Raw genomic sequence first — 24,364 nt, forward strand, 5'->3', positions numbered from 1 at the left:
CCGCCTTCCCTGGATTCAGTTCCCGGAGGGGGCCTGGAGGCTCCACAGGCGCCCATCGGGGTCACGGACGGTCGCTTGCCTGGTCCCGAAGTGGGTGTCCTCGAACGGCGTGACCACCTCGACGTCCGGACCGGGGCGGAACGCCTCCGCGTCCGGCACCTTCAGCACGGCCTGCATCTCGGGTTTCCGGTCCGCGGGAACCTCGGCGATGAAGACGTAGGCGCCCTCGCCGTTGCGGAGCAGGCCGGAGTTGTGGTCGGTCGCGAAGTCCAGTTCGAAGCCGAGGGCCTGGAAGAACCTCGCCGACTTCCCCCAGTTGTGGGTCTCCAGGAAGACGGCCTCGATGCCTTCAGTCGACATTTCCACTCTCCTTTCCGGTCGTCCGGTCTTGCCCGCCGGGCTCGTCGAGGTAGGCGCGCAGCGCGTCGGCGACCAAGGCCGACAGGGACCTGCCCGAGTCGATGGCGTGGTACTTGACCTGCTTGATCAGTGCGACCGGCAGATAGACGTTGAACTGCTTGACTTCCTCATCACCCACGAGAAGGAAGCTAGCATGCTAGCAATCTAGTGTCGAGGGGTCGGCGCCAGGAGAGGGCAGGGGCAGTACGGCGCGGGGGCGCGTCCCCGGCGGGAGGTGCGAGGGGCGGGTCCCTGGTGCGGGGGTGCCGGGCGGTCGGTGGTGTGGGCGCGGGTGCGCTGACGTGGGGTGCTCGCTGACCGGCGGCGTGGCTGTCGGACCCCTGACGTACGCTGGTTCAGTTCGTGATGCCCGCCTGCGAAAGGGACGCCCCGGTGACCGAGAACGCCGACCTCCAGTCCGTACTCGACCGCGCCGCGCAGGGCGGCCGCATCACGCCGGAGGAAGCGCTCGACCTGTACCGCTCCGCGCCGCTGCACGCGCTGGGCCAGGCGGCCGACGCGATCCGCCGCCGTCGCTACGCGGGTACCGAGCACATCGCGACGTACATCATCGAGCGCAACATCAACTACACCAACGTCTGCGTGACGGCCTGCCGGTTCTGCGCCTTCTACGCCGCGCCGAAGGACACCGCGAAGGGCTGGACCCGCGACCTCGACGACATCCTGCGCCGCTGCGCGGAGACCGTCGAACTGGGCGGCACCCAGATCATGTTCCAGGGCGGCCACCACCCGGACTACGGCGTCGAGTACTACGAGGAGCACTTCGCCGCGATCAAGAAGGCGTTCCCGCAGCTGGTCATCCACTCCCTCGGTGCCTCCGAGGTCGAGCACATGGCGCGGATCTCCAAGGTGTCCGTCGAGGAGGCGATCCAGCGCATCCACGCCGCGGGCCTGGACTCCTTCGCGGGCGCCGGCGCCGAGCTGCTGCCGGCCCGGCCGCGCAAGGCGATCGCGCCGCTGAAGGAGTCCGGCGAACGCTGGCTGGAGATCATGGAGGCGGCCCACAAGCTGGGTGTCGAGTCCACTTCCACCATGCTGATGGGCACCGGCGAGACGAACGCCGAGCGGATCGAGCACCTGCGGATGATCCGCGACGTCCAGGACCGTACGGGCGGCTTCCGCGCCTTCATCCCGTACACCTACCAGCCGGAGAACAACCACCTGAAGGGCCAGACGCAGGCCACCCTCTTCGAGTACCTGCGCATGATCGCCATCGGCCGGATCTTCCTCGACAACGTCGCGCACATCCAGGGCTCGTGGCTGACCACCGGCAAGGAGATCGGCCAGCTGTCGCTGCACTACGGCGCGGACGACCTGGGCTCGATCATGCTGGAGGAGAACGTCGTCTCCTCCGCGGGCGCCAAGCACCGCTCCAACCGCATGGAGATCATCGACCTGATCCGCAAGGCGGGCCGGGTCCCGGCGCAGCGCGCCACCACCTACGAGCACCTGCTCGTGCACGACGACCCGGCCAACGACCCGGTGGACGACAAGGTCGTCTCGCACTTCTCGTCCACGGCGATCGAGGGCGGCACGGCGCATCCCGAGCTGAAGCTCGTCGAGGCCAACTGAGCCGCCTGCGCGCGGCGTCGGAAGCGAGCTGAGCGGCCGTGCTGACGATTCACCGGGTGCGGGCGGTCCGCCTGGTCGTGGACGATCCGGAGCACGACGGTCCCGTGCCCGGCGGCCCGGAAGGCGGCGGTGAAGGCGCCCGCCCGGAGCCCGGCAGCGGTCCGGACGAAGCCGGGTACGCGGTCGTCGTCGACGGCGGTCGCATCGCCGCCGTCGGTCCTTACGACGCGCTGTTCGCGGAGTTCGGGGCGCGGGCCCGGGTCCGGGAGTGGGACGGCGTGCTGACGCCCGGCCGCTACGAACCCGACGGCGCCGCCCTGCTGGAGGCCGCCTACCACCCCGACCCGCGCGAGGCGGACGCCCTCGGCAGTGAGCCGCTCACCGGCGAGGCGCTCGCCGCCCTCGACATGACCGGGACCCGCTGGGGCGGCAGCGCCCGGCGGGGCCTGCAACGGCTGATGGCCGGCGGCACCACGGCGCTGACCGGGCCGTTCCACCGCCCCGCGGTCCGTACGGCCGTGGAACGCTCCGGCCTCCAGGAGCAGGCGGGGCGCGTCCGCCGCACCCTGGCGCCGGGCGGCGCCGCCCACTTCGCGGTCTTCGCCGGGGACGGCAGCTGCCTGGCCACCGTCCTGCACGGCCGGCTCGTCTTCCGCCGCCGCTGACGCCGCCCGGCGCCCGCCCGGCGCCCCGGCCGTGCCCGGTGCGGGCACCGGCCCCGGCACGGTGGACAATGGCCGGGTGACCCGAGCATCCCTGGACAAGCAGCCGCACGAAGTCGCCGCGATGTTCGACGACGTGGCGGCGCGGTACGACCTCACCAACGACGTGCTCTCCCTGGGGCAGGCCCGGCTGTGGCGCAAGGAGGTGGACCGCGCGGTGGCCGCCCGGCCCGCCGAGCGGGTGCTCGACCTCGCGGCCGGTACGGGCACCTCGTCGCTGCCGTTCGCGCGCACCGGTGCCTACGTCGTGCCGTGCGACTTCTCCGTCGGCATGCTGCGGGAGGGCAAGAAGCGGCACCCGTGGCTGCCCTTCACGGCCGGCGACGGCACCCGGCTGCCGTTCGCGGACGGGGTGTTCGACGCCGTCACCATCTCCTTCGGGCTGCGCAACATCCAGGACACCGATGCCGCGCTGGCCGAGCTGTACCGGGTCACCAAGCCCGGCGGCCGGGTCGTGATCTGCGAGTTCAGCGAGCCGACCTGGGCGCCGTTCCGGACCGTCTACACCGAGTACCTGATGCGCGCGCTGCCGCCGGTCGCCCGCGCGGTCAGCAGCAACCCGGACGCCTACGTCTACCTCGCCGAGTCCATCCGCACCTGGCCGAACCAGCCCGAACTCGCCGCCCGGATGCAGGGCGTCGGCTGGACCGGGGTGGCCTGGCGCAACCTGACCGGCGGCATCGTCGCCCTGCACCGCGGACGCAAGCCGGCCGGGGGCTGACGGGCGGCGGGACGGCCGACGGCTCTCCCGGACGGGTGGGCCGTCCGGCCGCGGTGACCGGATGGCGGGAGCGGCCGGTGCGCGACGCCGCGCGCCCCGGCCCCTCCGTACGGCGGGCCGCTCACACGTCCAGCCGGTGGCAGTACGCGGTCCGCTTCCCCTTCGGCGTGATCACCGTCTCCGCCCGCCGCATCCCCAGCCGCCGGGTCACCGCGAGCGACCGCTCGTTGCGCGCGTCCACCATCGCGACCACCTGGCGGACGCCGGCCGCGCGGACGGACTCCAGCGCCGCCTGCGCCGCCGCCGTGGCGTAGCCCTTGCCCCAGGAGGCGCGGCCGAGCCGCCAGCCGATCTCGATCTCGCCCGCCGGGCCCCAGTCCCACGGCCACGGCTGGGCGCCGGTGAAGCCGAGGACCGAGCCGTCCGCCGGATCCACCAGCGTGTACAGGCAAAAGCCCCGCTCCGCGTGGTGCCTGCGCTGGCGCGCGGTGAGTTCCTCGTAGACGGAGAGCTCGGCCGGTGCGCCGCCGTGGAACTCCATGACGTCCGGGTCGTCGAAGACCCGGTGCCAGTTCAGCGCGTCCTCCTCGGTGGGCACGCGGAGTTCGACGGCGGGGAGCGGCCGGCGGGCGGGCGGGGTGTTCACAGACTTCACGGCACAACCCTTCAGGTTCTGATCACCACAGCCCCCATAGACTGCACGTGCCCGGTGCCGGTCGGCACCCAGAATTCCCTTTATCGACTTCCGGGAGACAGCACCGTGACCGAGTCCGCGTCCGTGACCGATTCCGTGACCAGCGCCCGCTCGGAGCACAGCGCGGATGTGATCGTCGTCGGTGCCGGGCCCGCCGGCTCGGCGACCGCCTACCACCTCGCCAAGTCCGGTCTGGACGTGCTCCTTCTGGAGAAGACCGCCTTCCCGCGCGAGAAGGTCTGCGGCGACGGGCTGACCCCGCGCGCCACCAAGCAGCTGGTCGCGATGGGCATCGACATCTCCGAGGAAGCGGGCTGGCTGCGCAACAAGGGCCTGCGGATCATCGGCGGCGGCTCCCGCCTCCAGCTCGACTGGCCGGAACTGGCCTCCTACCCCGACTACGGACTGGTCCGTAAGCGCGACGACTTCGACGAGCAGCTGGCCCGGCAGGCGCAGAAGGCCGGCGCCCGGCTGTACGAGCGCTGCAACGTGGGCGCGCCGATCGTCCACGAGCTGACCGGCCACATCACCGGTGTGCACGCCAAGCTCGGCGAGGAGAAGACCCCGGTCACCTTCCACGCCCCGCTGGTCGTCGCCGCCGACGGCAACTCCACCCGGCTCTCGCTGGCCATGGGCCTGCACCGGCGCGAGGACCGCCCCATGGGCGTGGCCGTCCGTACGTACTTCACCTCGCCCCGGCACGACGACGACTACCTGGAGTCCTGGCTGGAGCTGTGGGACCGCCGCGGCGCCGAGGACCGGCTGCTGCCCGGCTACGGCTGGATCTTCGGCATGGGCGACGGGACCAGCAACGTCGGCCTGGGCATCCTCAACTCCAGCTCCGCCTTCAAGGAGCTGGACTGGCGGGAGATCCTCAAGGCGTGGTGCGCCTCGATGCCCGCCGACTGGGGCTACACCCCGGAGAACATGACCGGCCCGATCCGCGGCGCCGCGCTCCCCATGGCCTTCAACCGCCAGCCGCACTACACCAAGGGCCTGCTGCTGGTCGGCGACGCGGGCGGCCTGGTCAACCCGTTCAACGGCGAGGGCATCGCCTACGCCATGGAGTCCGGCGCGATCGCCGCCGAGGTCATCGTGCAGGCGCACGCCCGCGCCACGTACGCACAGCGCGAACTGGCCCTGCAGCGCTACCCGAAGATCCTCAAGGACACCTACGGCGGCTACTACTCCCTGGGCCGCGCCTTCGTGAAGCTCATCGGCAACCCCAAGGTCATGAAGATCGCCACCCAGCGCGGCCTGACCCACCCGCTGCTGATGCGCTTCACCCTCAAGATGCTCGCCAACCTCACCGACCCCACGGGCGGCGACGCGATGGACCGCATCATCAACGGCCTGAGCAAGGTCGCGCCGAAGGCCTGACGCGCGCGGCCGGCACGGGTCAGGGGCCCGGCGCCGGGCGTCGACGAGTGCTCTGCGGGGCGGTCCGGGAAATGTCCCGGGCCGCCCCGTCACATTCTCCGGCCGGGATCCGTCAGTGCGGTGACGACGAGATTCCCGAGGAGACAGTGATGAACGCACGGATGAAGAACCCCGCGGTGGTCCTCCCCGAGGCCATGCGGCCCCTGCTGGACGTGGTCGAAGCGACCCGCCGGGGCGGGGTGCCCGAGGAGACGCTGGAGCTGGTGCATCTGCGCGCGAGCCAGATCAACGGCTGCAGCTTCTGTGTCGACGGGGGAGTGAAGAGCGCCCGGAAGGCGGGCGTGGGCGACGAGAAGCTGTTCGCCGTCGCGGCCTGGCGGGAGGCGCCGTACTTCTCGGACGCCGAGCGGGCCGCGCTGGCCCTCACCGAGGCGGTCACCCGGCTCGCCGACAGCTCCGACCCGGTGCCGGACCCCGTCTGGGACGCCGCCGCCGGCCACTTCGACGAGCGGCAGCTGTCGGCGCTCGTCCTGGCGGTCGGGGTCACCAACCTCTTCAACCGGCTCAACGCGACCATCAGGCAGCCGGCGGGGGCGGGCTGGTAACCGGCGTCCTGTTACGGCCCGTTGCGGCCCGGTACTGACGGTTGGGCCGGGTTGCGGCTTATGGGCGGTGATGGGGCGTGAGGGCCGCGAGGAGGCCCGTGAGAGGGCCTGTGCGGGCCCCGGGGGTCCTCGGCGGCCCGGAGGGCCTCCGGCGACCTGTCGGCGCGTCCGGGGGCCGTCGTCGCCGCCCTCCCGTGGGGCGCCATCCGCACCGGGCGCTCCATGGGCGGGCGACGGGACCGCCCGCCCATGGGCCTGCCGGTCAGCCTGCCGGGTGGGAGGCCGGGACGGGGAGGCGGCGCGCCGGGTCGGGGGACGGCAGCCGGCGGGCCGGACGGCCTCCGGGTCCGTACCTGGCTTGATCGTGGCGCTGTACGGCGTGAATCGGCCGCCGCCCCGCGCGGACGGCCGGCCCGCATGCCGAAGGACCGCCTCTCCCGAGCGGTAGGAGAGACGGTCCTCGTGGGGTACCAGGAGTGCGGCGGTCCTAGAGGACGCGCACCGCACCGGTCGGCATGTCGTAGTCGAGCGGGCGCTCGACGATGCCGGTGCTGGAGTTCTGGGCGCCGATGAACTTGCCGCCGCCGACGTAGACGCCGACGTGGTAGGCGCTGCCCGCGCTGCCCCAGTACAGGATGTCGCCGACCTGGAGGTTGTCCAGGCCGACCTGCTTGCCGGCGGTGGACTGGTCCTGGGAGACGCGCGGCAGGTCGATGCCGATCTGGCTGAACGCCGCCTGGGTCAGGCCGGAGCAGTCGTACGACGAGGGGCCGCTGGAGCCCAGCACGTACGCCTTGCCCAGCTGTGCCTTCAGGAAGGACACCAGGGTGGCCGTGCTGCCGGTGGCGCTGGACGACGACGGAGCGGACAGGGTCGAACGCTCGGAGGAGCGCGAGGCACGGGCCTGCGCGGCCTCCTTGGCCTTGCGGGCTTCCTCGGCCTTCTTCTTCGCCTCGGCCTTGGCCTTCTTCACGGCCTCGGCCTTGTGCTTCTCGGCGGCCTTGGCGGCCTTGGAGAAGGCACTGTCCTGGAGCGCCTGACGCTCGTAGTTGAACGCGACCTGCTCGGCGCTGTCGGCGCTCTTCGCGGCGCTGGTGGCCAGCGCCGTCGTGATGGTCGGCATCTCCTGGGTTTCGGAGACGGGCTTCTGCGCGGCATTGGCCGGCACGGTGGCGCCGGTCACCGCGAGGGTGAGGAAGCCACCGGTCACGCCCGCACGCAGGGCCCGCGAGGACGCGGAACGGCGGGGCTTCCGGTGGCTGGGTATGAGTGCGTTCGGGGACATGGCAATAACGGCTATCAGGAGCCACAGGTTGCTGCCAAGAAAGGTGCAGTGCGCCACACTTGACGTGTACGCGGCGAATAAACCGGACTTTTGGGTCGCCCAACGAGTCGGCGACGGGATGTCCGAATTTCGCGATCATGTTCCTACGCATGGCATTTGCTGCTCGGCGTGGGGGTGGCGGGGGCCTATCACTTCCCCATCCGCCACGCCAAGGCTTCCCGGACGTCAAGGTCTTAGTGCTGGAAATAGCGTGGGATAGGTCACTCTTGATTGCCCGTTATGTTCCTGTGACCTGATGCCCGGCGAGGTGCTCGTGAACCGATGCACGTACCGATGATCACGGCGAGGTCACGAGCGGGTCACGCCGACGGGGCGACGTCTTATAGCAGTTGACGCCGTCCAGCGCCAATTTGCCCGCGACGGCACTCACTTGATAGTGAACACCCCGCCCTGACCAGCGGTAACCCGCGTGAATGTCACCTCTCGTGATCACTCGCGCGCTTCGCGTATGAAGATCACCGCTCATCCGACTTCATGATCCTTCGCCGGGTGGTGGAGATCACAAAGGCGTTGTTCACTCCCGTGTCGCAGATCACAGACCGGCGGGCATAAGATGCTGGCGGTTCGGGCTTGTGAACTGCCTCACATGTGCACGATCTCCATGAGGCGGCCGGAGAGCCCGAGCGGACCGCCATCCAGTCATCGTCGACTGAAGGGAGCGAGGACGGTGAACGCATACGCGCCCATCCTCGTACTGGGAGCCCTCGGGGCAGGCTTTGCGATCTTCTCCGTCGTGATGGCCACCCTCGTCGGGCCCAGGCGCTACAACCGGGCCAAGCTCGAGGCGTACGAGTGCGGAATCGAGCCGACGCCACATCCGTCCGGTGGCGGTCGCTTCCCGATCAAGTACTACCTGACGGCGATGCTCTTCATCGTCTTCGACATCGAGATCGTCTTCCTCTACCCCTGGGCCGTCACCTTCGACGCCCTGGGGCTGTTCGGGCTCGTCGAGATGCTCCTCTTCGCGCTCACCGTCTTCGTCGCCTACGCCTATGTCTGGCGTCGTGGCGGCCTGGAATGGGACTAGGGGTCACACATGGGACTTGAGGAGAAGCTGCCGAGCGGCTTTTTGCTGACCACTGTCGAACAGGCCGCGGGATGGGTGCGCAAGTCATCGGTCTTCCCCGCGACCTTCGGGCTGGCCTGCTGTGCCATCGAGATGATGACGACCGGCGCCGGGCGCTACGACCTGGCCCGCTTCGGCATGGAGGTCTTCCGCGGCTCGCCGCGGCAGGCCGACCTGATGATCGTCGCCGGCCGGGTGAGCCAGAAGATGGCGCCCGTCCTGCGGCAGGTCTACGACCAGATGCCGAACCCGAAGTGGGTGATCTCCATGGGGGTTTGCGCCTCCTCGGGTGGCATGTTCAACAACTACGCGATCGTGCAGGGCGTCGACCACATCGTGCCCGTCGACATCTACCTGCCGGGCTGCCCGCCGCGTCCCGAGATGCTGATGGACGCCATTCTCAAGCTGCACCAGAAGATCCAGGACACCAAGCTCGGGGTCAATCAGCAGCAGGCCGCCCGCGAGGCGGAGGAGGCGGCGCTCAAGGCACTCCCGCTGATCGAGATGAAGGGGCTGCTGCGGTGAGCGAGCAGAAGAACCCCGGCGCGCCGGACGAGCCCGACGGCACGGACGAGGCCGTCCCCGCGCAGCGCGACGACGCCGGCGAGGCGATCGCCACCCGCCGCGGCATGTTCGGCGCCGACAACGGCGGCGACACCAGCGGCTACGGCGGCCTCGTACGGACCGTCCGGCTGCCCGGCGCGAGCAGCCGGCCCTACGGCGGGCCCCGCGGCGGCGCCGGGGGACACGGGGAGTTCGACGAGATCGCCGACGAGCTGGAGGGCGCCCTCGACGAACAGGGCCTGGTCCCCGAGAACGTCATCGAGAAGACGGTCGTCGACCGCGCCGAGCTGACCTTCCACATCGAGCGCGGCCACCTGCCGACGGTCGCCCGCATCCTGCGCGACGACCCGGCGCTGCGCTTCGAGCTGTGCACGGGCGTGAGCGGAGTGCACTTCCCCGGCGACCAGGGCCGCGAGCTGCACGCCGTCTACCACCTGCGCTCGATCACCCACAACCGGCTGATCCGGCTGGAGGTCTCCGCCCCGGACACCGACCCGCACGTGCCCTCGCTGGTGGAGGTCTATCCGACCAACGACTGGCACGAGCGCGAGACCTACGACTTCTTCGGAATCGTTTTCGACGGCCATCCGGCGCTGACGCGGATCATGATGCCCGACGACTGGCAGGGCTTCCCGCAGCGCAAGGACTACCCGCTCGGCGGCATCCCCGTCGAGTACAAGGGCGCCAAGATTCCGGCTCCCGACCAGCGGAGGTCGTACAGCTGATGACTACTGCACCGCACTCCGGCCCCTCGAACGGCCACCGCACCTCCAGCGACTTCGACACGGCGGAGTCCCTGGCCCGGGAGACCACCGAGGGCACGGTCTACAACGTCTCCGGCGGCGACTGGGACGAGATCGCGGCCGCCGCCGTGAAGTCCGACGACGAGCGGATCATCGTCAACATGGGGCCGCAGCACCCCTCCACCCACGGCGTGCTCCGGCTGATCCTGGAGATCGACGGCGAGACCGTCACCGAGGCCCGCTGCGGCATCGGATACCTGCACACCGGCATCGAGAAGAACCTCGAATTCCGGACCTGGACGCAGGGCACCACCTTCGTCACGCGCATGGACTACCTCACCCCCTTCTTCAACGAGACGGCCTACTGCCTGGCCGTGGAGAAGCTGCTCGGGATCACCGACCAGGTCCCCGACCGGGCCTCCGTCATCCGCGTGCTGCTGATGGAGCTCAACCGGATGAGCTCGCACCTCGTGGCCATCGCCACCGGCGGCATGGAGCTGGGCGCCACCACGATCATGATCTACGGCTTCCGCGACCGCGAGCTCATCCTCGACCTCTACGAGCTGATCACCGGCCTGCGGATGAACCACGCCTACATCCGGCCCGGCGGCCTCGCCCAGGACCTGCCGCCCGGGGCGGTCGACCAGGTGCGCGAGTTCGTCAAGAAGATGCGGAAGAACATCGGCGAGTACGACAAGCTCGCCACCGGCAATCCGGTCTTCAAGGGCCGGATGGAGGGCATCGGCTACCTCGACCTGGCCGGCTGCATGGCCACCGGCGCCACGGGTCCCATCGTGCGCTCCGCCGGACTGCCGCACGACCTGCGCAAGACGCAGCCGTACTGCGGTTACGAGACCTACGACTTCGAGGTGCCGACCGCCGACACCTGCGACTCCTACGGCCGGTTCCTCATCCGGCTGGAGGAGATGCGCCAGTCGCTGCGGATCGTCGAGCAGTGCCTGGACCGGCTGGCGCCCGGCCCGGTGATGGTCGCGGACAAGAAGATCGCCTGGCCCGCCCAGCTGGCCCTCGGTCCGGACGGCCTGGGCAACTCCCTCGACCACATCAAGAAGATCATGGGCACCTCGATGGAGGCCCTGATCCACCACTTCAAGCTGGTGACCGAGGGCTTCCGGGTCCCGCCGGGACAGGCGTACGCGGCCGTCGAGTCGCCCAAGGGCGAGCTGGGCGTGCACGCCGTCAGCGACGGCGGCACCCGCCCCTACCGGGTGCACTTCCGCGACCCGTCCTTCACCAACCTGCAGGCCATGGCGGCGATGTGCGAGGGCGGCCAGGTCGCCGACGTCATCGTCGCCGTCGCGTCCATCGACCCCGTGATGGGAGGCGTCGACCGGTGAGCGCCACCGAGCCGAACCAAGACGTGCAGCTGGGGATGCCCGCGCTCCCCGCCCCCGACTACCCGGTGGACGTACGGGCCCGGCTGGAGGCGGACGCCAAGGAGGTGATCGCCCGCTACCCCGGCGCGCGCTCGGCGCTGCTGCCGCTGCTGCACCTCGTCCAGGCCGAGGAAGGGCACGTCACCCGCACCGGCATCCGCTTCTGCGCCGAGATGCTGGACCTCACCACCGCCGAGGTCACCGCGGTCTCGACCTTCTACTCCATGTACCGCCGCAAGGCGAGCGGTGACTTTCAGGTCGGGGTCTGCACCAACACGCTGTGCGCGGTGATGGGCGGCGACGCCATCTTCGAGGACCTCAAGGAGCACCTCGGCGTCGGCAACGGCGAGACCACCGAGGACGGCGCCGTCACCCTCGAACACATCGAGTGCAACGCGGCCTGCGACTTCGCCCCGGTCGTGATGGTCAACTGGGAGTTCTTCGACAACCAGACGCCGCAGTCCGCCCGGCAGCTCGTCGACGACCTGCGGGCCGGCCGGGCCGTGCGGCCCACCCGGGGCGCGCCGCTGTGCACCTTCAAGGAGACGGCGCGGATGCTCGCCGGCTTCCCGGACGAGCGGCCGGGCGCCGTCGAGGCCACCGGCGGCGCCGGCCCCGCCTCGCTGACCGGCCTGCGGCTCGCCAAGGGCGAGGCCGCCCCCGGCCGCGGCGCCGACCACGTCATCGCGCCGCGCACGGCCGAGACCACCGACGCGGCCGGCGGCGAACCCCCGTCCGGCCACCCCGCCGAGGAGCCGCCCGCCGGGCACCCCAGCTCCCACGACGCACCGCAGCAGACCTCGGCGTCCGATGACCAGCACCCGGCCGGACCCGCAGCAGAGGAGGGGGAGTGATGACAGTGGCAGCCGAACACGGGGGCGCCTCCCGGCCGGAGGCCGGCGGGGAGACCAACCCCGAGAAGCTCCTGACGCCCGTCCTGTCCGCCTTCTGGGACCAGCCCGAATCCTGGACGCTGGAGACCTACCGCCGGCACGAGGGCTACGAGGGCCTGCGCAAGGCGCTCGCCATGCCCCCGGACGACGTCATCGCGTACATCAAGGACTCCGGGCTGCGCGGCCGCGGCGGCGCCGGCTTCCCGACCGGGATGAAGTGGCAGTTCATCCCGCAGGGCGACGGCAAACCGCACTACCTCGTCGTCAACGCCGACGAGTCCGAGCCCGGGACCTGCAAGGACATCCCCCTCCTCTTCGCCAACCCGCACTCCCTCATCGAGGGGATCGTGATCGCCTGCCACGCGATCCGCTCGCGCCACGCCTTCATCTATCTGCGCGGCGAGGTCGTGCCCGTCCTGCGGCGGCTGCACGAGGCCGTGCGCGAGGCCTACGCGGCGGGCTTCCTCGGCAGGAACATCCTCGGCTCGGGGCTCGACCTGGACGTGATCGTGCACGCGGGCGCCGGGGCGTACATCTGCGGTGAGGAGACCGCGCTGCTGGACTCGCTGGAGGGGCGCCGCGGACAGCCCCGGCTGCGTCCCCCCTTCCCCGCGGTGGCGGGCCTGTACGCCTGCCCCACCGTGGTGAACAACGTCGAGTCCATCGCCTCGGTTCCCGCCATCATGAACCGCGGCAAGGACTGGTTCCGGTCCATGGGCAGCGAGAAGTCCCCGGGCTTCACCCTCTACTCGCTCAGCGGGCATGTCGCGGGCCCCGGCCAGTACGAGGCCCCGCTGGGCGTCACCCTGCGCCAGCTGCTGGACATGAGCGGCGGGATGCGCCGCGGCCACCGGCTGAAGTTCTGGACGCCGGGCGGCTCCTCGACGCCGATGTTCACCGACGAGCACCTCGACGTCCCCCTCGACTACGAGGGCGTCGGCGCGGTCGGATCGATGCTCGGCACCAAGGCGCTGCAGTGCTTCGACGAGACCACCTGCGTGGTGCGGGCGGTCACCCGCTGGACCGAGTTCTACGCGCACGAGTCCTGCGGCAAGTGCACGCCCTGCCGCGAAGGCACGTACTGGCTGGTGCAGTTGCTGCGCGACATCGAGGCCGGCAAGGGCCGTATGGACGACCTCGACAAGCTGAACGACATCGCCGACAACATCAACGGCAAGTCGTTCTGCGCCCTCGGCGACGGCGCCGCCTCGCCGATCTTCTCCTCGCTGAAGTACTTCCGCGAGGAGTACGAGCAGCACATCACCGGCAAGGGCTGCCCCTTCGACCCGGCCAAGTCGACCCTCTGGGCCGACAACGACGCTCACCTGGGGGTGAACGCATGACCGTCACCACAAGCGCTCCCTCGGGGGGCGGCGAGGCGGCGATCCCGCCGGAGGACCTCGTCACCCTGACGATCGACGGCATCGAGATCTCCGTCCCCAAGGGGACGCTGGTCATCCGTGCCGCCGAACTCCTCGGCATCGAGATCCCGCGCTTCTGCGACCACCCGCTGCTGGACCCGGCGGGCGCCTGCCGGCAGTGCATCGTCGAGGTCGAGGGCCAGCGCAAGCCGATGGCCTCCTGCACCATCACCTGCACCGACGGCATGGTCGTCAAGTCGCAGCTCACCTCGCCGGTGGCCGAGAAGGCGCAGCGCGGCGTGATGGAGCTGCTGCTGATCAACCACCCGCTGGACTGCCCGGTCTGCGACAAGGGCGGCGAGTGCCCGCTGCAGAACCAGGCGATGCAGGTCGGCGACCCGGAGTCGCGCTTCGAGGGCAAGAAGCGCACCTTCGCCAAGCCGGTGCCGATCTCCACCCAGGTGCTGCTGGACCGCGAGCGGTGCGTGCTGTGCGCGCGCTGCACCCGCTTCAGCAACCAGATCGCCGGCGACCCGATGATCGAGCTGCTCGAGCGCGGCGCCCTCCAGCAGGTCGGCACCGGCGAGGGCGACCCCTTCGAGTCGTACTTCTCCGGCAACACCATCCAGATCTGCCCGGTCGGCGCGCTCACCTCCGCCGCGTACCGCTTCCGCTCCCGCCCCTTCGACCTGGTCTCCTCGCCGTCGGTGTGCGAGCACTGCGCGGGCGGCTGCGCGACGCGCACCGACCACCGGCGCGGCAAGGTCATGCGGCGGCTGGCGGCCAACGACCCCGAGGTCAACGAGGAGTGGATCTGCGACAAGGGGCGGTTCGCCTTCCGCTACGCGCAGCAGCGCGACCGGCTGGAGCAGCCCCTCGTGCGCGACCCGGAGTCCGGTGAGCTGGAGCCGGCGAGCTGGCCCGAGGCCCTGGCGGCCGCGGCCCGCGGGCTGTCCGCCGCCCGGGGACGCACCGGCGTCCTCACCGGCGGCCGGCTGACCGTCGAGGACGCCTACGCCTACGCCAAGTTCGCCCGGATCGCGCTGGACACCAACGACATCGACTTCCGGGCGCGGGTGCACAGCGCCGAGGAGGCCGACTTCCTGGCGTCCCGGGTCGCCGGCCGCGGCCGCGATCTGGACGGCACCGGAGTCACGTACACCGCGCTGGAGCAGGCACCGGCCGTCCTGCTGGCCGGGATCGAGGCCGAGGAGGAGGCGCCCGGCGTCTTCCTGCGGCTGCGCAAGGCGCACCGCAGGAGCGGCCAGCGCACCTTCGGGCTGGCCGGTCACGCCTCGCGCGGACTGATCAAGGCCGGCGGCACGCTGCTGCCGGCCGCGCCCGGCACCGAGACCGAATGGCTGGACGCGCTCGCGGGCGGCGTCGGCCTGGACGGTGAGGGGCAGGCCGCGGCCGAGGCGCTGCGGGCCGAGGGCGCGGTGATCGTCGTCGGCGAGCGGCTGGCGGCGGTGCCCGGGGCCCTGACCTCCGCCGTGCGCGCCGCCCGTGCCACCGGCGCCCGGCTGGTGTGGATCCCGCGCCGGGCGGGCGAACGCGGCGCCCTCGAAGCGGGCGCCCTGCCCGGCCTGCTGCCCGGCGGCCGGCCGGCCACCGACCCGCGGGCCCGCGACGAGGTCGCGGCCGCCTGGGGCGTGGCCGCGCTGCCGCAGCGGCACGGCCGGGACACCGGCCAGATCATCGAGGCCGCGGCGACCGGCGAGCTCGGCGCCCTGCTGGTGGCGGGCGTCGAGGTGGCCGACCTGCCGGACCCGGCCCGTGCGCTGGCCGCCCTGGACGAGGTCGGCTTCCTGGTCAGCCTGGAGCTGCGGCCCTCGCAGGTCACCGAGCGGGCGGACGTGGTGCTGCCGGTGGCGGCCGTGGTGGAGAAGGCCGGCACCTTCCTCAACTGGGAGGGCCGGGCGCGGCTGTTCGAGGCCGCGCTCAAACCGGACCAGATGACCCGCCGGCACCTGCTGCCGGACTCCCGGGTGCTGCACATGCTCGCCGACGCCCTCGACGTCCATCTGGCGCTGCCGGACATCGGCGCCGTACGCCGCGAACTGGACCGGCTCGGCGGCTGGGACGGCCCCCGCGCGGGCGAGCCCCTGGAGACCGGGCGCCCGCTGCCCCGCCCCGAACCGGGCGAGGCCGTGCTCGCCGGACACCGGCTCCTGCTGGACCAGGGTCTGCTCCAGGAGGGCGACGAGGCGCTGGCCGGCACCCGGCACGCCGCCCTCGCCCGGCTGTCGCGGACCACCGCGCAGGAGACCGGGGTCGAGGACGGCGACCTGCTGGCGGTCACCGGACCGGCCGGCGCGGTCCGCCTGCCGCTGCGGGTCACGCCGATGCCCGACCGGGTGGTGTGGCTGCCGCTCAACTCCACGGGCGGCGGAGTCGCCGCCGACACCGGGGCGCGACCCGGTGACCTGGTGAAGATCTCCGCCGTCCCGGGCACGCCGGAGCCGGCCGAGGAGGTGGACGCATGATGCAGCTCTCCCAACTCGCTGCCGCCGGCGGTGCGCTGGCGCAGGAGGACCTGTCGATGTTCGGCCGCGACCCGTGGTGGCTGGTCGTCATCAAGGCGGTCTTCTGCTTCGCGTTCCTGATGCTGACGGTGCTGTTCTCCATCGTCTGGGAGCGCAAGGTCGTCGCCTGGATGCAGCTGCGCATCGGCCCCAACCGGCACGGCCCCTGGGGGATGCTGCAGTCCCTCGCCGACGGCATCAAGCTGATGCTGAAGGAGGACCTGGTCGTCAAGCGGGCCGACAAGGTGGTCTACGTCCTCGCGCCGGTCGTCGCCGCCATCCCGGCCTTCATGGCGATCGCGGTGATCCCCTTCGGGCCGGCCGGCAACGAGATCTCGATCTTCGGGGTCCGCACCCCGATGCAGCTCACCGACCTGCCGATCGGCATCCTCTACATCCTGGCCACGGCCTCCGTCGGCATCTACGGGATCGTGCTGGCGGGCTGGTCGTCCGGCTCCACCTATCCGCTGCTCGGCGGGCTGCGCTCGTGCGCGCAGATGATCTCGTACGAGATCGCGATGGGCATGTCGTTCGCGGCGGTGTTCCTCTACTCCGGGTCGATGTCGACGTCGACCATCGTGGAGTCGCAGCAGAACAGGTGGTACGTCCTGCTGCTGCCGGTGTCCTTCATCATCTACATCGTCGCGATGGTGGGCGAGACCAACCGGGCGCCGTTCGACATGCCGGAGTCCGAGGGCGACCTCGTCGGCGGCTTCAACACCGAGTACTCGTCCATCAAGTTCGCGATGTTCATGCTCGCCGAGTACATCAACATGGTCACCGTCTCGGCGGTCGCGATCACGCTCTTCCTGGGCGGGTGGAAGGCGCCCTGGCCGGTCTCCACGTTCTGGGCGGGCGCGAACCACGGCTGGTGGCCGCTGCTCTGGTTCACGATCAAGGTGCAGCTGCTGCTGTTCTTCTTCATCTGGCTGCGCGGCACCCTGCCCCGGGTGCGCTACGACCAGTTCATGAAGCTGGGCTGGAAGGTCCTCATCCCGGTCTCGCTGGTCTGGCTGATGCTGGTCGCCACCGTCCGGGCGCTGAAGAACGAGGGCTACGACTTCTCGCAGATCGTGCTCTACGTCGCCGGCGGCGCCGTCGCGCTGCTGCTGGTCTCCCTCCTCGTGGACTTCTTCCGGCGCGGCGAGCGGGAGGAGGAGACGGACGGCGACGGGGCCTTCGACCCGATGGCCGGCGGCTTCCCCGTGCCGCCGCTGCCCGGACAGAACCTGCCACCGGTGCCGCGGCGCCGGCCGCGCCGGGAGCGCGAGCTGATTGTCAGTGGCGGGGCGGACACTGTCGGTGACGGAATCGGAAACGACGGAAAGGGGGGCGACGGTGCCTGAGTTCCAGAACCCCGTGGCCGGCTTCGGCGTGACCTTCAAGGCCATGTTCAAGAAGCGGCTGACCGAGCAGTACCCGGAGGAGAAGAAGCCGACGGCGCCGCGTTTCCACGGCCGCCACCAGCTCAACCGCCATCCGGACGGGCTGGAGAAGTGCATCGGCTGCGAGCTGTGCGCCTGGGCCTGCCCGGCGGACGCGATCTATGTCGAGGGCGCGGACAACACCCCCGAGGAGCGCTACTCCCCCGGGGAGCGCTACGGCCGCGTCTACCAGATCAACTATCTGCGCTGCATCCTGTGCGGCCTGTGCGTGGAGGCGTGCCCCACCCGCGCGCTGACGATGACCAACGAGTACGAACTCGCCGACCGGTCCCGCGAATCGCTCATCTACACCAAGGAGGAGCTGCTCGCGGGCCTGTCGGAGACGATGGTCGACTCGCCGCACGCGATCTACCCCGGCATGACGGAGAAGGACTACTACCAGGGCCTGGTGACCGAGGCCGCTCCGGGGACCGTCCGTCAGGTCGCGGTCTCCAAGGGCGAGAAGGCCGACGGGACCGCCCCGGAGAAGGGGGCGCACGCATGACCGGCCTCGCCGCCGCGGCCTCCACGACCTCCACCGGAGAGGCCGTGCAGTTCTGGATCCTGGGCATCGTCGCCGTCAGCGGCGCGCTGTGCACGATCCTGATGAAGCGGGCCGTGCACAGCGCCCTCTCGCTCGCCGGGACCATGATCGTCCTGGCGGTCTTCTACCTGGCCAACGGCGCGTACTTCCTCGGCGTCGTCCAGATCGTCGTCTACACGGGCGCGATCATGATGCTCTTCCTGTTCGTCGTGATGCTGGTGGGCGTCACCGCGGCGGACTCCCTCAAGGAGACACTCAAGGGCCAGCGCTGGCTCGCCGCCGGGCTGGGCCTCGGCTTCGGCGTCCTGCTGATCGCCGGCATCGGCAACGCCTCGCTCAAGGAGTTCGACGGCCTGGGCGAGGCCAACGCCGGCGGCAACGTGCAGGGCCTGGCCGCGCTCATCTTCACCAAGTACGTCTTCGCCTTCGAGATCACCGGCGCCCTGCTGATCACGGCGGCCGTCGGCGCGATGGTGCTTACCCACCGGGAGCGCACCGAGCGCGCCAAGTCCCAGCGCGAGCAGTCCGAGGCCCGCGTCCGCGAGGGCAAGCAGGTGCCGCCGCTGCCCGCCCCGGGCGTCTACGCCCGGCACAACGCCGTCGACATCCCGGGCCTGCTGCCCGATGGCACCACGTCCGACCTCAGCGTCAGCCCGACGCTGCGGGAGCGCGGCCAGGTCCGCGACGTCTCCGGCGAGTCGCTCGCCGAGCTGAAGGCGCTGGAGGAGCGCTCCGAGAACTGGCTGGGCCGGGGTTCCGACGAGCCCCGGCCCTCGTCGTCCGGGGGCGTGGCGCCGAAGGAGCACAAGGAGGGGGCCAAGAAATGAACCCGGTCTACTACCTCTATCTCGCCGCCCTGTTGTTCACCATCGGCGCGGCCGGGGTGCTGATCAGGCGGAACGCCATCGTGGTGTTCATGTGCATCGAGCTGATGCTCAACGCCTGCAATCTCGCCTTCGTCACCTTCTCGCGGATGCACGGGAATCTGGACGGCCAGATCATCGCCTTCTTCACGATGGTCGTCGCCGCGGCCGAGGTCGTGGTGGGCCTGGCGATCATCGTGTCGATCTTCCGCACCCGTCATACGGCCTCGGTCGACGACGCCAGCCTGATGAAGCTGTAAGGGGTCGCACAAAGTGGAGAACTTGATCGCGCTGCTCGTCGCGGCACCGCTGGTCGGTGCGGCCCTGCTGCTGTGCGGCGGCACCCGACTCGACCGCACCGGCCACCTGATCGGCACGCTGTTCTCGGTGGCGTCGTTCGCCGTCGGGGTGGCGCTCTTCGCCGACATGCTCGGCCGGGGCGCCGAGGACCGTGCCCTGCACCAGCACCTGTTCACCTGGATTCCGGTCGGCGGCTTCCACGCCGACATCGCCTTCCAGCTCGACCAGCTGTCGATGACCTTCGTCCTGCTGATCACCGGTGTCGGATCGCTGATCCACATCTACTCGATCGGTTATATGGAGCACGACGAGCGGCGCCGCCGCTTCTTCGGCTACCTCAACCTCTTCCTCGCGGCGATGCTGCTGCTCGTCCTCGCCGACAACTACCTCCTGCTGTACGTCGGCTGGGAGGGCGTCGGCCTCGCCTCGTACCTCCTCATCGGCTTCTGGCAGCACAAGCCGAGCGCGGCCACCGCCGCCAAGAAGGCGTTCCTGGTCAACCGGGTCGGCGACATGGGCCTGTCCATCGCGATCATGCTGATGTTCACGACGTTCGGGACCTTCGCCTTCGGCCCGGTGCTCGCCGCCACCGGCGACACCTCCGAGGGCAGGCTGACCGCCATCGGGCTGATGCTGCTGCTGGCCGCCTGCGGCAAGTCGGCGCAGGTGCCGCTGCAGTCCTGGCTCGGCGACGCGATGGAGGGCCCGACCCCGGTCTCGGCCCTGATCCACGCCGCCACGATGGTCACCGCCGGCGTGTATCTGATCACCCGCTCCGGGGCGATCTTCAACGCCGCGCCGACCGCCCAGCTGGCGGTCGTCGTGGTCGGCGCGGTCACCCTGCTCTTCGGTGCGATCGTCGGTTGCGCCAAGGACGACATCAAGAAGGCGCTGGCCGGCTCGACGATGTCGCAGATCGGCTACATGATCCTCGCGGCCGGCCTCGGCCCGATCGGCTACGCCTTCGCGATCATGCATCTGGTCACCCACGGCTTCTTCAAGGCGGGCCTCTTCCTCGGCGCCGGTTCCGTGATGCACGGCATGAACGACGAGGTGGACATGCGCCGTTACGGCGGCCTGCGCACCTACATGCCGGTCACCTTCCTCACCTTCGGCCTCGGCTATCTGGCGATCATCGGCTTCCCCGGGCTGTCCGGCTTCTTCTCCAAGGACAAGATCATCGAGGCGGCGTTCGCCAAGGGCGGCACCGAGGGCTGGATCCTCGGCGGCGCGGCCCTGCTGGGCGCGGCGATCACCGCGTTCTACATGACGCGGGTGATGCTGATGACGTTCTTCGGCGAGAAACGCTGGAACCCCGACGAGGTCCATCCGCACGAGTCGCCGAAGGTCATGACCCTCCCGATGGTCGTGCTGGCCGTCGGATCGGTCTTCGCGGGCGGGCTGTTCAGCGTCAACGAGTCCTTCGTGAAGTGGCTGGAGCCGGTCACCTCGTTCGCACACGGCCACTCCCCGGTCAGCGCCACCACGGTCACCGCCTCGACGATCGTGGTGCTGCTCCTGGGCGTCGGCGTCGCCTGGATGATGTACGGCCGCAAGCCCGTTCCGGCGCTGGCCCCGCGGGGCTCGCTGCTGACCCGGGCCGCCCGCCGCGACCTGCTCCAGGACGACTTCAACCACGTCGTCTTCGTGCGTGGCGGTGAACACCTCACCGACACGCTCGTCCAGGTCGACCGCTCCCTGGTCGACGGCGCGGTCAACGGCACCGCGGCCTCCATGGGCGGACTCTCCGGCCTGCTGCGCCGGCTGCAGACCGGGTTCGTCCGTTCGTACGCGGTCCAGATGCTGGGCGGGGCCGCCGTTCTCGTCGCCGCGACCCTGCTGATGAGGGGTGTCTGAGCCATGTCGTTTCCCCTGCTGACGGCGGTGGCCGCGGTGCCGGCGGTCGGTGCGATCGCCACCGCCGCGCTGCCCGCCGCCAAGCGCACCGCGGCCAAGTGGCTCGCGCTGCTGTTCTCGCTGGCCACCTTCGCGCTGGCGCTGGTGGTCGCGTTCCGCTTCGACCCGGGGGCCGAGGGCCCCTTCCAGCTCACCGAGTCGCACGCCTGGATCAGCGACTTCGGCGTCCGCTACGAACTCGGCGTGGACGGCATCGCCGTCGCCCTGATCGCGCTGACCACCCTGCTGATCCCGTTCGTCATCCTGGCCGGCTGGCACGACGCCGACCCCCTGGAGGAGGCCACGCCCAACCGGCGCTGGCGGCCCACCCAGGGCTTCTTCGCGCTGATCCTGGCCGTCGAGGCGATGGTGGTCCTCTCCTTCGAGGCCACCGACGTCTTCCTCTTCTACCTCTTCTTCGAAGCCATGCTGATCCCGATGTACTTCCTCATCGGCGGCTTCGGGGACCGGGCGGGCGCCGGCGGCGAGGAGCAGGCCGCGAGCCGGCGGTCGTACGCCGCGGTGAAGTTCCTGCTCTACAACCTCGTCGGCGGGCTGATCATGCTGGCCGCGGTGATCGGGCTGTACGCCGTCACCGCCGACCAGCTCGGCACCGGCACCTTCTCGCTGCAGCAGATCGTCGAGGCGCGGGCGGCCGGCAAGCTGGACATCGCCACCGGCACCGAACGGCTGCTGTTCCTCGGCTTCTTCTTCGCCTTCGCGGTGAAGGCGCCGCTGTGGCCGCTGCACACCTGGCTGCCGGGCGCCATGGGCGAGTCGACGTCGCCGGTCGCGGTGCTGATCACCGCGGTGGTCGACAAGGTCGGCACGTTCGCGATGCTCCGCTTCTGCCTCCAGCTCTTCCCCGAGGCCAGCAGCTGGGCCACCCCGGTCATCCTGGTCCTCGCGCTGATCAGCGTGCTGTACGGCGCGCTGCTGGCGGTCGCCCAGCGGGACATCAAGCGTCTGATCGCCTACGCCTCGATCTCCCACTTCGGCTTCATCATCATGGGCATCTTCGCGATGACGTCCCAGGGCCAGGGCGGCGCGACGCTCTACATGGTCAACCACGGCATCTCGACCGCCGCGCTGATGCTGGTGGCCGGCTTCCTGATCAGCCGCCGCGGCTCGCGCCTGATCGCGGACTTCGGCGGCGTCCAGAAGGTCGCCCCGGTCCTCGCCGGCACGTTCCTCGTCGGCGGTCTCGCCACCCTCTCGCTGCCCGGCCTGGCGCCGTTCGTCAGCGAGTTCCTGGTCCTGGTCGGCACCTTCAGCCGCTATCCGGTGATCGGCATCATCGCCACCCTCGGCATCGTCCTCGCCGCGCTGTACGTCCTCGTCCTCTACCAGCGGACGATGACCGGGCCGGTGAAGGCGGAGGTGAAGACCATGCCGGACCTCCGGGTGCGGGAGCTGGTGGTGGTCGCGCCGCTGATCGTGCTCCTGCTCTTCCTCGGGGTGTACCCCAAGCCGCTCACCGACCTCGTCAACCCGGCGGTCGACCACACCCTGTCCGTCGTGGACAAGAAGGACCCCAAGCCCCCTGTGCAGGTGGACGCCGTGCCCGGTGGAGGCCGGGGCGGGCATGCCGTGCACGATCAAGACGTGGAGGCCGCGAAGTGAGTTCCGTGGCAAGTGTCCACAGCCTGTGGACGGTGGCGGACGGCGCACCGGGCAAGATCCCGGCGCCGCACATCGAGTACACCCAGCTGTCGCCGACGCTGATCGTCCTCGGCGCGGCGGTGGTCGGCATCCTCATCGAGGGGTTCGTGCCGCGCCGCAGCCGCTACGTCTCCCAACTGCTGCTGACGGTGGTGGCGCTGGCCGCCGCGTTCGCCGCGGTGGTCGGCCTGGCGGCCGGCGGCTTCGGCTCGTCCAAGGCTCACATCGCCGCCATGGGTGCGCTCGCCGTCGACGGCCCGGCCCTGTTCCTGCAGGGCACGATCCTGCTGGTGTCCCTGGTCGCCGTCTTCACCTTCGCCGAGCGCCGGCTCGACCCGGCGGCGCACGGCAACCGGGTGGACTCCTTCGCGGCCCAGGCCGCGGCCGTCCCCGGCGGCGCCGCCGAACAGGCCGCGGTCAAGGCCGGGTTCACCACCACCGAGGTCTTCCCGATCCTGCTCTTCGCGGTCGGCGGGATGCTGGTCTTCCCGGCGGCCAACGACCTGCTGACGCTCTTCATCGCGCTGGAGGTCTTCTCCCTCCCGCTGTACATCCTGTGCGCGCTGGCCCGCCGCCAGCGGCTGCTGTCGCAGGAGGCCGCGGTGAAGTACTTCCTCCTCGGCGCCTTCTCGTCGGCGTTCCTGCTGTTCGGCGTGGCCCTGCTGTACGGCTACGCGGGCACGGTCGGCTACGCCGGGATCGCCGAGGTGGTCTCGGACGGCGCCAAGCAGATCGATCCCGCGCTGGCGGGCACGATGGGCAACGACGCGCTGCTGCTGATCGGCGCGGCGCTGGTGCTGATGGGGCTGCTGTTCAAGGTCGGCGCGGTCCCGTTCCACATGTGGACCCCGGACGTCTACCAGGGCGCCCCGACCCCGGTCACCGGCTTCATGGCGGCCGCCACCAAGGTCGCGGCCTTCGGCGCGCTGCTGCGGCTGCTGTACGTCGTCCTGCCGGGCCTGCGCTGGGACTGGCAGCCGGTGATGTGGGGCGTCGCGATCATCACGATGCTGGGCGGCGCGATCGTCGCCATCACCCAGACCGACATCAAGCGGCTGCTGGCCTACTCCTCCATCGCCCACGCCGGCTTCATCCTCGCCGGTGTCATCGCCACCAGCAAGGAGGGCATCTCCTCGGTGCTCTTCTACCTCGGCGCCTACTCCTTCGTGACGCTCGGCGCCTTCGCCGTGGTCACCCTGGTGCGCGACGCGGGCGGCGAGGCCACCGCGCTGTCCAAGTGGGCCGGGCTGGGACGGCGTTCGCCGCTGGTGGCCGCGGTCTTCGCGGTCTTCCTGCTGGCCTTCGCCGGCATCCCGCTGACCTCCGGGTTCGCCGGAAAGTTCGCGGTGTTCAAGGCGGCGGCGCAGAGCGGCGCGGGCTGGCTGGTGGTCGTCGGTGTGCTCTCGTCGGCCATCGCCGCGTTCTTCTACATCCGCGTCATCGTGCTGATGTTCTTCAACGAGCCCAAGGCGGACGGCCCGACCGTCGCGGTGCCCAGCCCGCTGACGACCACGGCCATCGCCATCGGCGTCACGGCCACGCTGGTGCTCGGCCTGGCGCCGCAGTACTTCCTCGACCTGGCCGGCCAGGCCGGGGTGTTCGTGCGCTGAGAACGCGCGGCGCGCCAGGACAGCGGCCGCCGTCCGGAGCCCTCGGGGGGTTCCGGA

23 protein-coding genes are annotated in these 24,364 nt (G+C 70.7%); 19 read left to right on the forward strand and 4 right to left on the reverse strand.

Annotated elements, in window-relative coordinates; genetic code table 11:
- Positions 1–15: 15 nt before the first annotated feature.
- Both K7396_RS20035 and K7396_RS20040 read right to left on the reverse strand, forming a co-directional pair.
- On the reverse strand, positions 16–360 hold the full coding sequence (locus K7396_RS20035) for a VOC family protein (protein ID WP_152105003.1): 345 nt from the start codon (positions 358–360) through the stop codon (positions 16–18).
- Positions 350–538 (reverse strand): ribbon-helix-helix domain-containing protein, encoded by a 189-nt coding sequence (locus K7396_RS20040; protein ID WP_152105002.1) that lies wholly within the window; start codon positions 536–538, stop codon positions 350–352. Before K7396_RS20040 ends, K7396_RS20035 begins: the two co-directional genes overlap by 11 nt.
- 254 nt (positions 539–792) lie before the next feature.
- Between K7396_RS20040 and mqnC the strand changes: the two genes are divergently transcribed.
- The 3 genes from mqnC (at position 793) to K7396_RS20055 (ending at position 3,435) form a co-directional block, all read left to right on the forward strand.
- Positions 793–1,992: a cyclic dehypoxanthinyl futalosine synthase gene (gene mqnC / locus K7396_RS20045; RefSeq protein WP_152105001.1), complete on the forward strand. Its 1,200-nt coding sequence runs from the start codon at positions 793–795 to the stop codon at positions 1,990–1,992.
- Between the two features lie 38 nt (positions 1,993–2,030).
- Positions 2,031–2,657, forward strand: a complete 627-nt coding sequence (locus tag K7396_RS20050) for an imidazolonepropionase-like domain-containing protein (RefSeq protein WP_086715193.1) — start codon at positions 2,031–2,033, stop codon at positions 2,655–2,657.
- A gap of 76 nt (positions 2,658–2,733) precedes the next feature.
- The gene (locus K7396_RS20055; protein WP_086715202.1) at positions 2,734–3,435 is read left to right on the forward strand and encodes a demethylmenaquinone methyltransferase; all 702 of its coding nucleotides are present in this window, start codon (positions 2,734–2,736) and stop codon (positions 3,433–3,435) included.
- 121 nt (positions 3,436–3,556) lie between these two features.
- On the opposite strand, the gene K7396_RS20060 is transcribed toward K7396_RS20055, so the two are convergent.
- On the reverse strand, positions 3,557–4,090 hold the full coding sequence (locus K7396_RS20060) for a GNAT family N-acetyltransferase (protein ID WP_086715191.1): 534 nt from the start codon (positions 4,088–4,090) through the stop codon (positions 3,557–3,559).
- 54 nt (positions 4,091–4,144) lie between these two features.
- Between K7396_RS20060 and K7396_RS20065 the strand changes: the two genes are divergently transcribed.
- Both K7396_RS20065 and K7396_RS20070 read left to right on the forward strand, forming a co-directional pair.
- The gene (locus K7396_RS20065; RefSeq protein ID WP_107421131.1) at positions 4,145–5,509 is read left to right on the forward strand and encodes a geranylgeranyl reductase family protein; all 1,365 of its coding nucleotides are present in this window, start codon (positions 4,145–4,147) and stop codon (positions 5,507–5,509) included.
- A 149-nt stretch (positions 5,510–5,658) separates the two neighbouring features.
- A complete protein-coding gene (locus tag K7396_RS20070; protein WP_086715189.1) occupies positions 5,659–6,114 on the forward strand; it encodes a carboxymuconolactone decarboxylase family protein in 456 nt (151 codons plus the stop codon).
- A 487-nt stretch (positions 6,115–6,601) separates the two neighbouring features.
- Here K7396_RS20070 and K7396_RS20075 read toward each other — a convergent pair whose 3' ends face one another.
- On the reverse strand, positions 6,602–7,399 hold the full coding sequence (locus K7396_RS20075; RefSeq protein ID WP_086715187.1) for a C40 family peptidase: 798 nt from the start codon (positions 7,397–7,399) through the stop codon (positions 6,602–6,604).
- Positions 7,400–8,126: 727 nt separating this feature from the next.
- Between K7396_RS20075 and K7396_RS20080 the strand changes: the two genes are divergently transcribed.
- The 14 genes from K7396_RS20080 to nuoN are packed head-to-tail and all read left to right on the forward strand — an operon-like array spanning position 8,127 to position 24,307.
- Positions 8,127–8,486 carry an NADH-quinone oxidoreductase subunit A gene (locus K7396_RS20080; protein ID WP_006604811.1) on the forward strand — a complete coding sequence of 120 codons (360 nt, stop codon included), beginning with the start codon at positions 8,127–8,129 and terminating at the stop codon, positions 8,484–8,486.
- 9 nt (positions 8,487–8,495) lie between these two features.
- On the forward strand, positions 8,496–9,050 hold the full coding sequence (locus K7396_RS20085) for a NuoB/complex I 20 kDa subunit family protein (protein ID WP_086715185.1): 555 nt from the start codon (positions 8,496–8,498) through the stop codon (positions 9,048–9,050).
- Positions 9,047–9,814 (forward strand): NADH-quinone oxidoreductase subunit C, encoded by a 768-nt coding sequence (locus tag K7396_RS20090; RefSeq protein WP_086715183.1) that lies wholly within the window; start codon positions 9,047–9,049, stop codon positions 9,812–9,814. Before K7396_RS20085 ends, K7396_RS20090 begins: the two co-directional genes overlap by 4 nt.
- Entirely contained in the window at positions 9,814–11,190 is a 1,377-nt protein-coding gene (locus K7396_RS20095) for an NADH-quinone oxidoreductase subunit D (protein WP_174886999.1), read from the forward strand. Before K7396_RS20090 ends, K7396_RS20095 begins: the two co-directional genes overlap by 1 nt.
- A gap of 35 nt (positions 11,191–11,225) precedes the next feature.
- The gene (nuoE, locus tag K7396_RS20100; RefSeq protein WP_086715197.1) at positions 11,226–12,083 is read left to right on the forward strand and encodes an NADH-quinone oxidoreductase subunit NuoE; all 858 of its coding nucleotides are present in this window, start codon (positions 11,226–11,228) and stop codon (positions 12,081–12,083) included.
- Positions 12,083–13,465 (forward strand): NADH-quinone oxidoreductase subunit NuoF, encoded by a 1,383-nt coding sequence (gene nuoF, locus K7396_RS20105; protein WP_086715181.1) that lies wholly within the window; start codon positions 12,083–12,085, stop codon positions 13,463–13,465. Before nuoE ends, nuoF begins: the two co-directional genes overlap by 1 nt.
- Positions 13,462–15,969: an NADH-quinone oxidoreductase subunit G gene (locus K7396_RS20110; RefSeq protein ID WP_086715180.1), complete on the forward strand. Its 2,508-nt coding sequence runs from the start codon at positions 13,462–13,464 to the stop codon at positions 15,967–15,969. The genes nuoF and K7396_RS20110 overlap by 4 nt, the downstream gene beginning before the upstream one ends.
- Entirely contained in the window at positions 15,966–17,354 is a 1,389-nt protein-coding gene (nuoH, locus tag K7396_RS20115) for an NADH-quinone oxidoreductase subunit NuoH (RefSeq protein WP_086715177.1), read from the forward strand. Before K7396_RS20110 ends, nuoH begins: the two co-directional genes overlap by 4 nt.
- On the forward strand, positions 17,347–17,937 hold the full coding sequence (nuoI, locus tag K7396_RS20120; RefSeq protein WP_233476832.1) for an NADH-quinone oxidoreductase subunit NuoI: 591 nt from the start codon (positions 17,347–17,349) through the stop codon (positions 17,935–17,937). The genes nuoH and nuoI overlap by 8 nt, the downstream gene beginning before the upstream one ends.
- Complete coding sequence (locus tag K7396_RS20125) at positions 17,934–18,803, forward strand: NADH-quinone oxidoreductase subunit J (RefSeq protein WP_086715172.1); 870 nt, start codon at positions 17,934–17,936, stop codon at positions 18,801–18,803. The genes nuoI and K7396_RS20125 overlap by 4 nt, the downstream gene beginning before the upstream one ends.
- On the forward strand, positions 18,800–19,099 hold the full coding sequence (gene nuoK / locus K7396_RS20130; RefSeq protein WP_018090964.1) for an NADH-quinone oxidoreductase subunit NuoK: 300 nt from the start codon (positions 18,800–18,802) through the stop codon (positions 19,097–19,099). Before K7396_RS20125 ends, nuoK begins: the two co-directional genes overlap by 4 nt.
- Before the next feature lie 13 nt (positions 19,100–19,112).
- Complete coding sequence (nuoL, locus tag K7396_RS20135; RefSeq protein ID WP_086715170.1) at positions 19,113–20,996, forward strand: NADH-quinone oxidoreductase subunit L; 1,884 nt, start codon at positions 19,113–19,115, stop codon at positions 20,994–20,996.
- A 3-nt stretch (positions 20,997–20,999) separates the two neighbouring features.
- Entirely contained in the window at positions 21,000–22,658 is a 1,659-nt protein-coding gene (locus K7396_RS20140; protein ID WP_086715168.1) for an NADH-quinone oxidoreductase subunit M, read from the forward strand.
- Entirely contained in the window at positions 22,655–24,307 is a 1,653-nt protein-coding gene (gene nuoN / locus K7396_RS20145) for an NADH-quinone oxidoreductase subunit NuoN (RefSeq protein WP_086715166.1), read from the forward strand. The genes K7396_RS20140 and nuoN overlap by 4 nt, the downstream gene beginning before the upstream one ends.
- Positions 24,308–24,364: the final 57 nt, after the last annotated feature.

This window comes from Streptomyces angustmyceticus (assembly GCF_019933235.1).
GTDB lineage: Bacteria > Actinomycetota > Actinomycetes > Streptomycetales > Streptomycetaceae > Streptomyces > Streptomyces angustmyceticus.

Excerpts from the sequence above, each read along its gene's own strand:
- K7396_RS20035 (WP_152105003.1), bottom strand. The coding sequence starts at position 360 with ATGTCGACTGAAGGCATCGAGGCCGTCTTCCTGGAGACCCACAACTGG.
- K7396_RS20070 (WP_086715189.1), top strand. The coding sequence starts at position 5,659 with ATGAACGCACGGATGAAGAACCCCGCGGTGGTCCTCCCCGAGGCCATG.
- K7396_RS20075 (WP_086715187.1), bottom strand. The coding sequence starts at position 7,399 with ATGTCCCCGAACGCACTCATACCCAGCCACCGGAAGCCCCGCCGTTCC.
- K7396_RS20085 (WP_086715185.1), top strand. The coding sequence starts at position 8,496 with ATGGGACTTGAGGAGAAGCTGCCGAGCGGCTTTTTGCTGACCACTGTC.
- K7396_RS20095 (WP_174886999.1), top strand. The coding sequence starts at position 9,814 with ATGACTACTGCACCGCACTCCGGCCCCTCGAACGGCCACCGCACCTCC.
- nuoE (WP_086715197.1), top strand. The coding sequence starts at position 11,226 with ATGCCCGCGCTCCCCGCCCCCGACTACCCGGTGGACGTACGGGCCCGG.
- nuoF (WP_086715181.1), top strand. The coding sequence starts at position 12,083 with ATGACAGTGGCAGCCGAACACGGGGGCGCCTCCCGGCCGGAGGCCGGC.
- K7396_RS20110 (WP_086715180.1), top strand. The coding sequence starts at position 13,462 with ATGACCGTCACCACAAGCGCTCCCTCGGGGGGCGGCGAGGCGGCGATC.
- nuoH (WP_086715177.1), top strand. The coding sequence starts at position 15,966 with ATGATGCAGCTCTCCCAACTCGCTGCCGCCGGCGGTGCGCTGGCGCAG.
- K7396_RS20125 (WP_086715172.1), top strand. The coding sequence starts at position 17,934 with ATGACCGGCCTCGCCGCCGCGGCCTCCACGACCTCCACCGGAGAGGCC.
- nuoK (WP_018090964.1), top strand. The coding sequence starts at position 18,800 with ATGAACCCGGTCTACTACCTCTATCTCGCCGCCCTGTTGTTCACCATC.
- K7396_RS20140 (WP_086715168.1), top strand. The coding sequence starts at position 21,000 with ATGTCGTTTCCCCTGCTGACGGCGGTGGCCGCGGTGCCGGCGGTCGGT.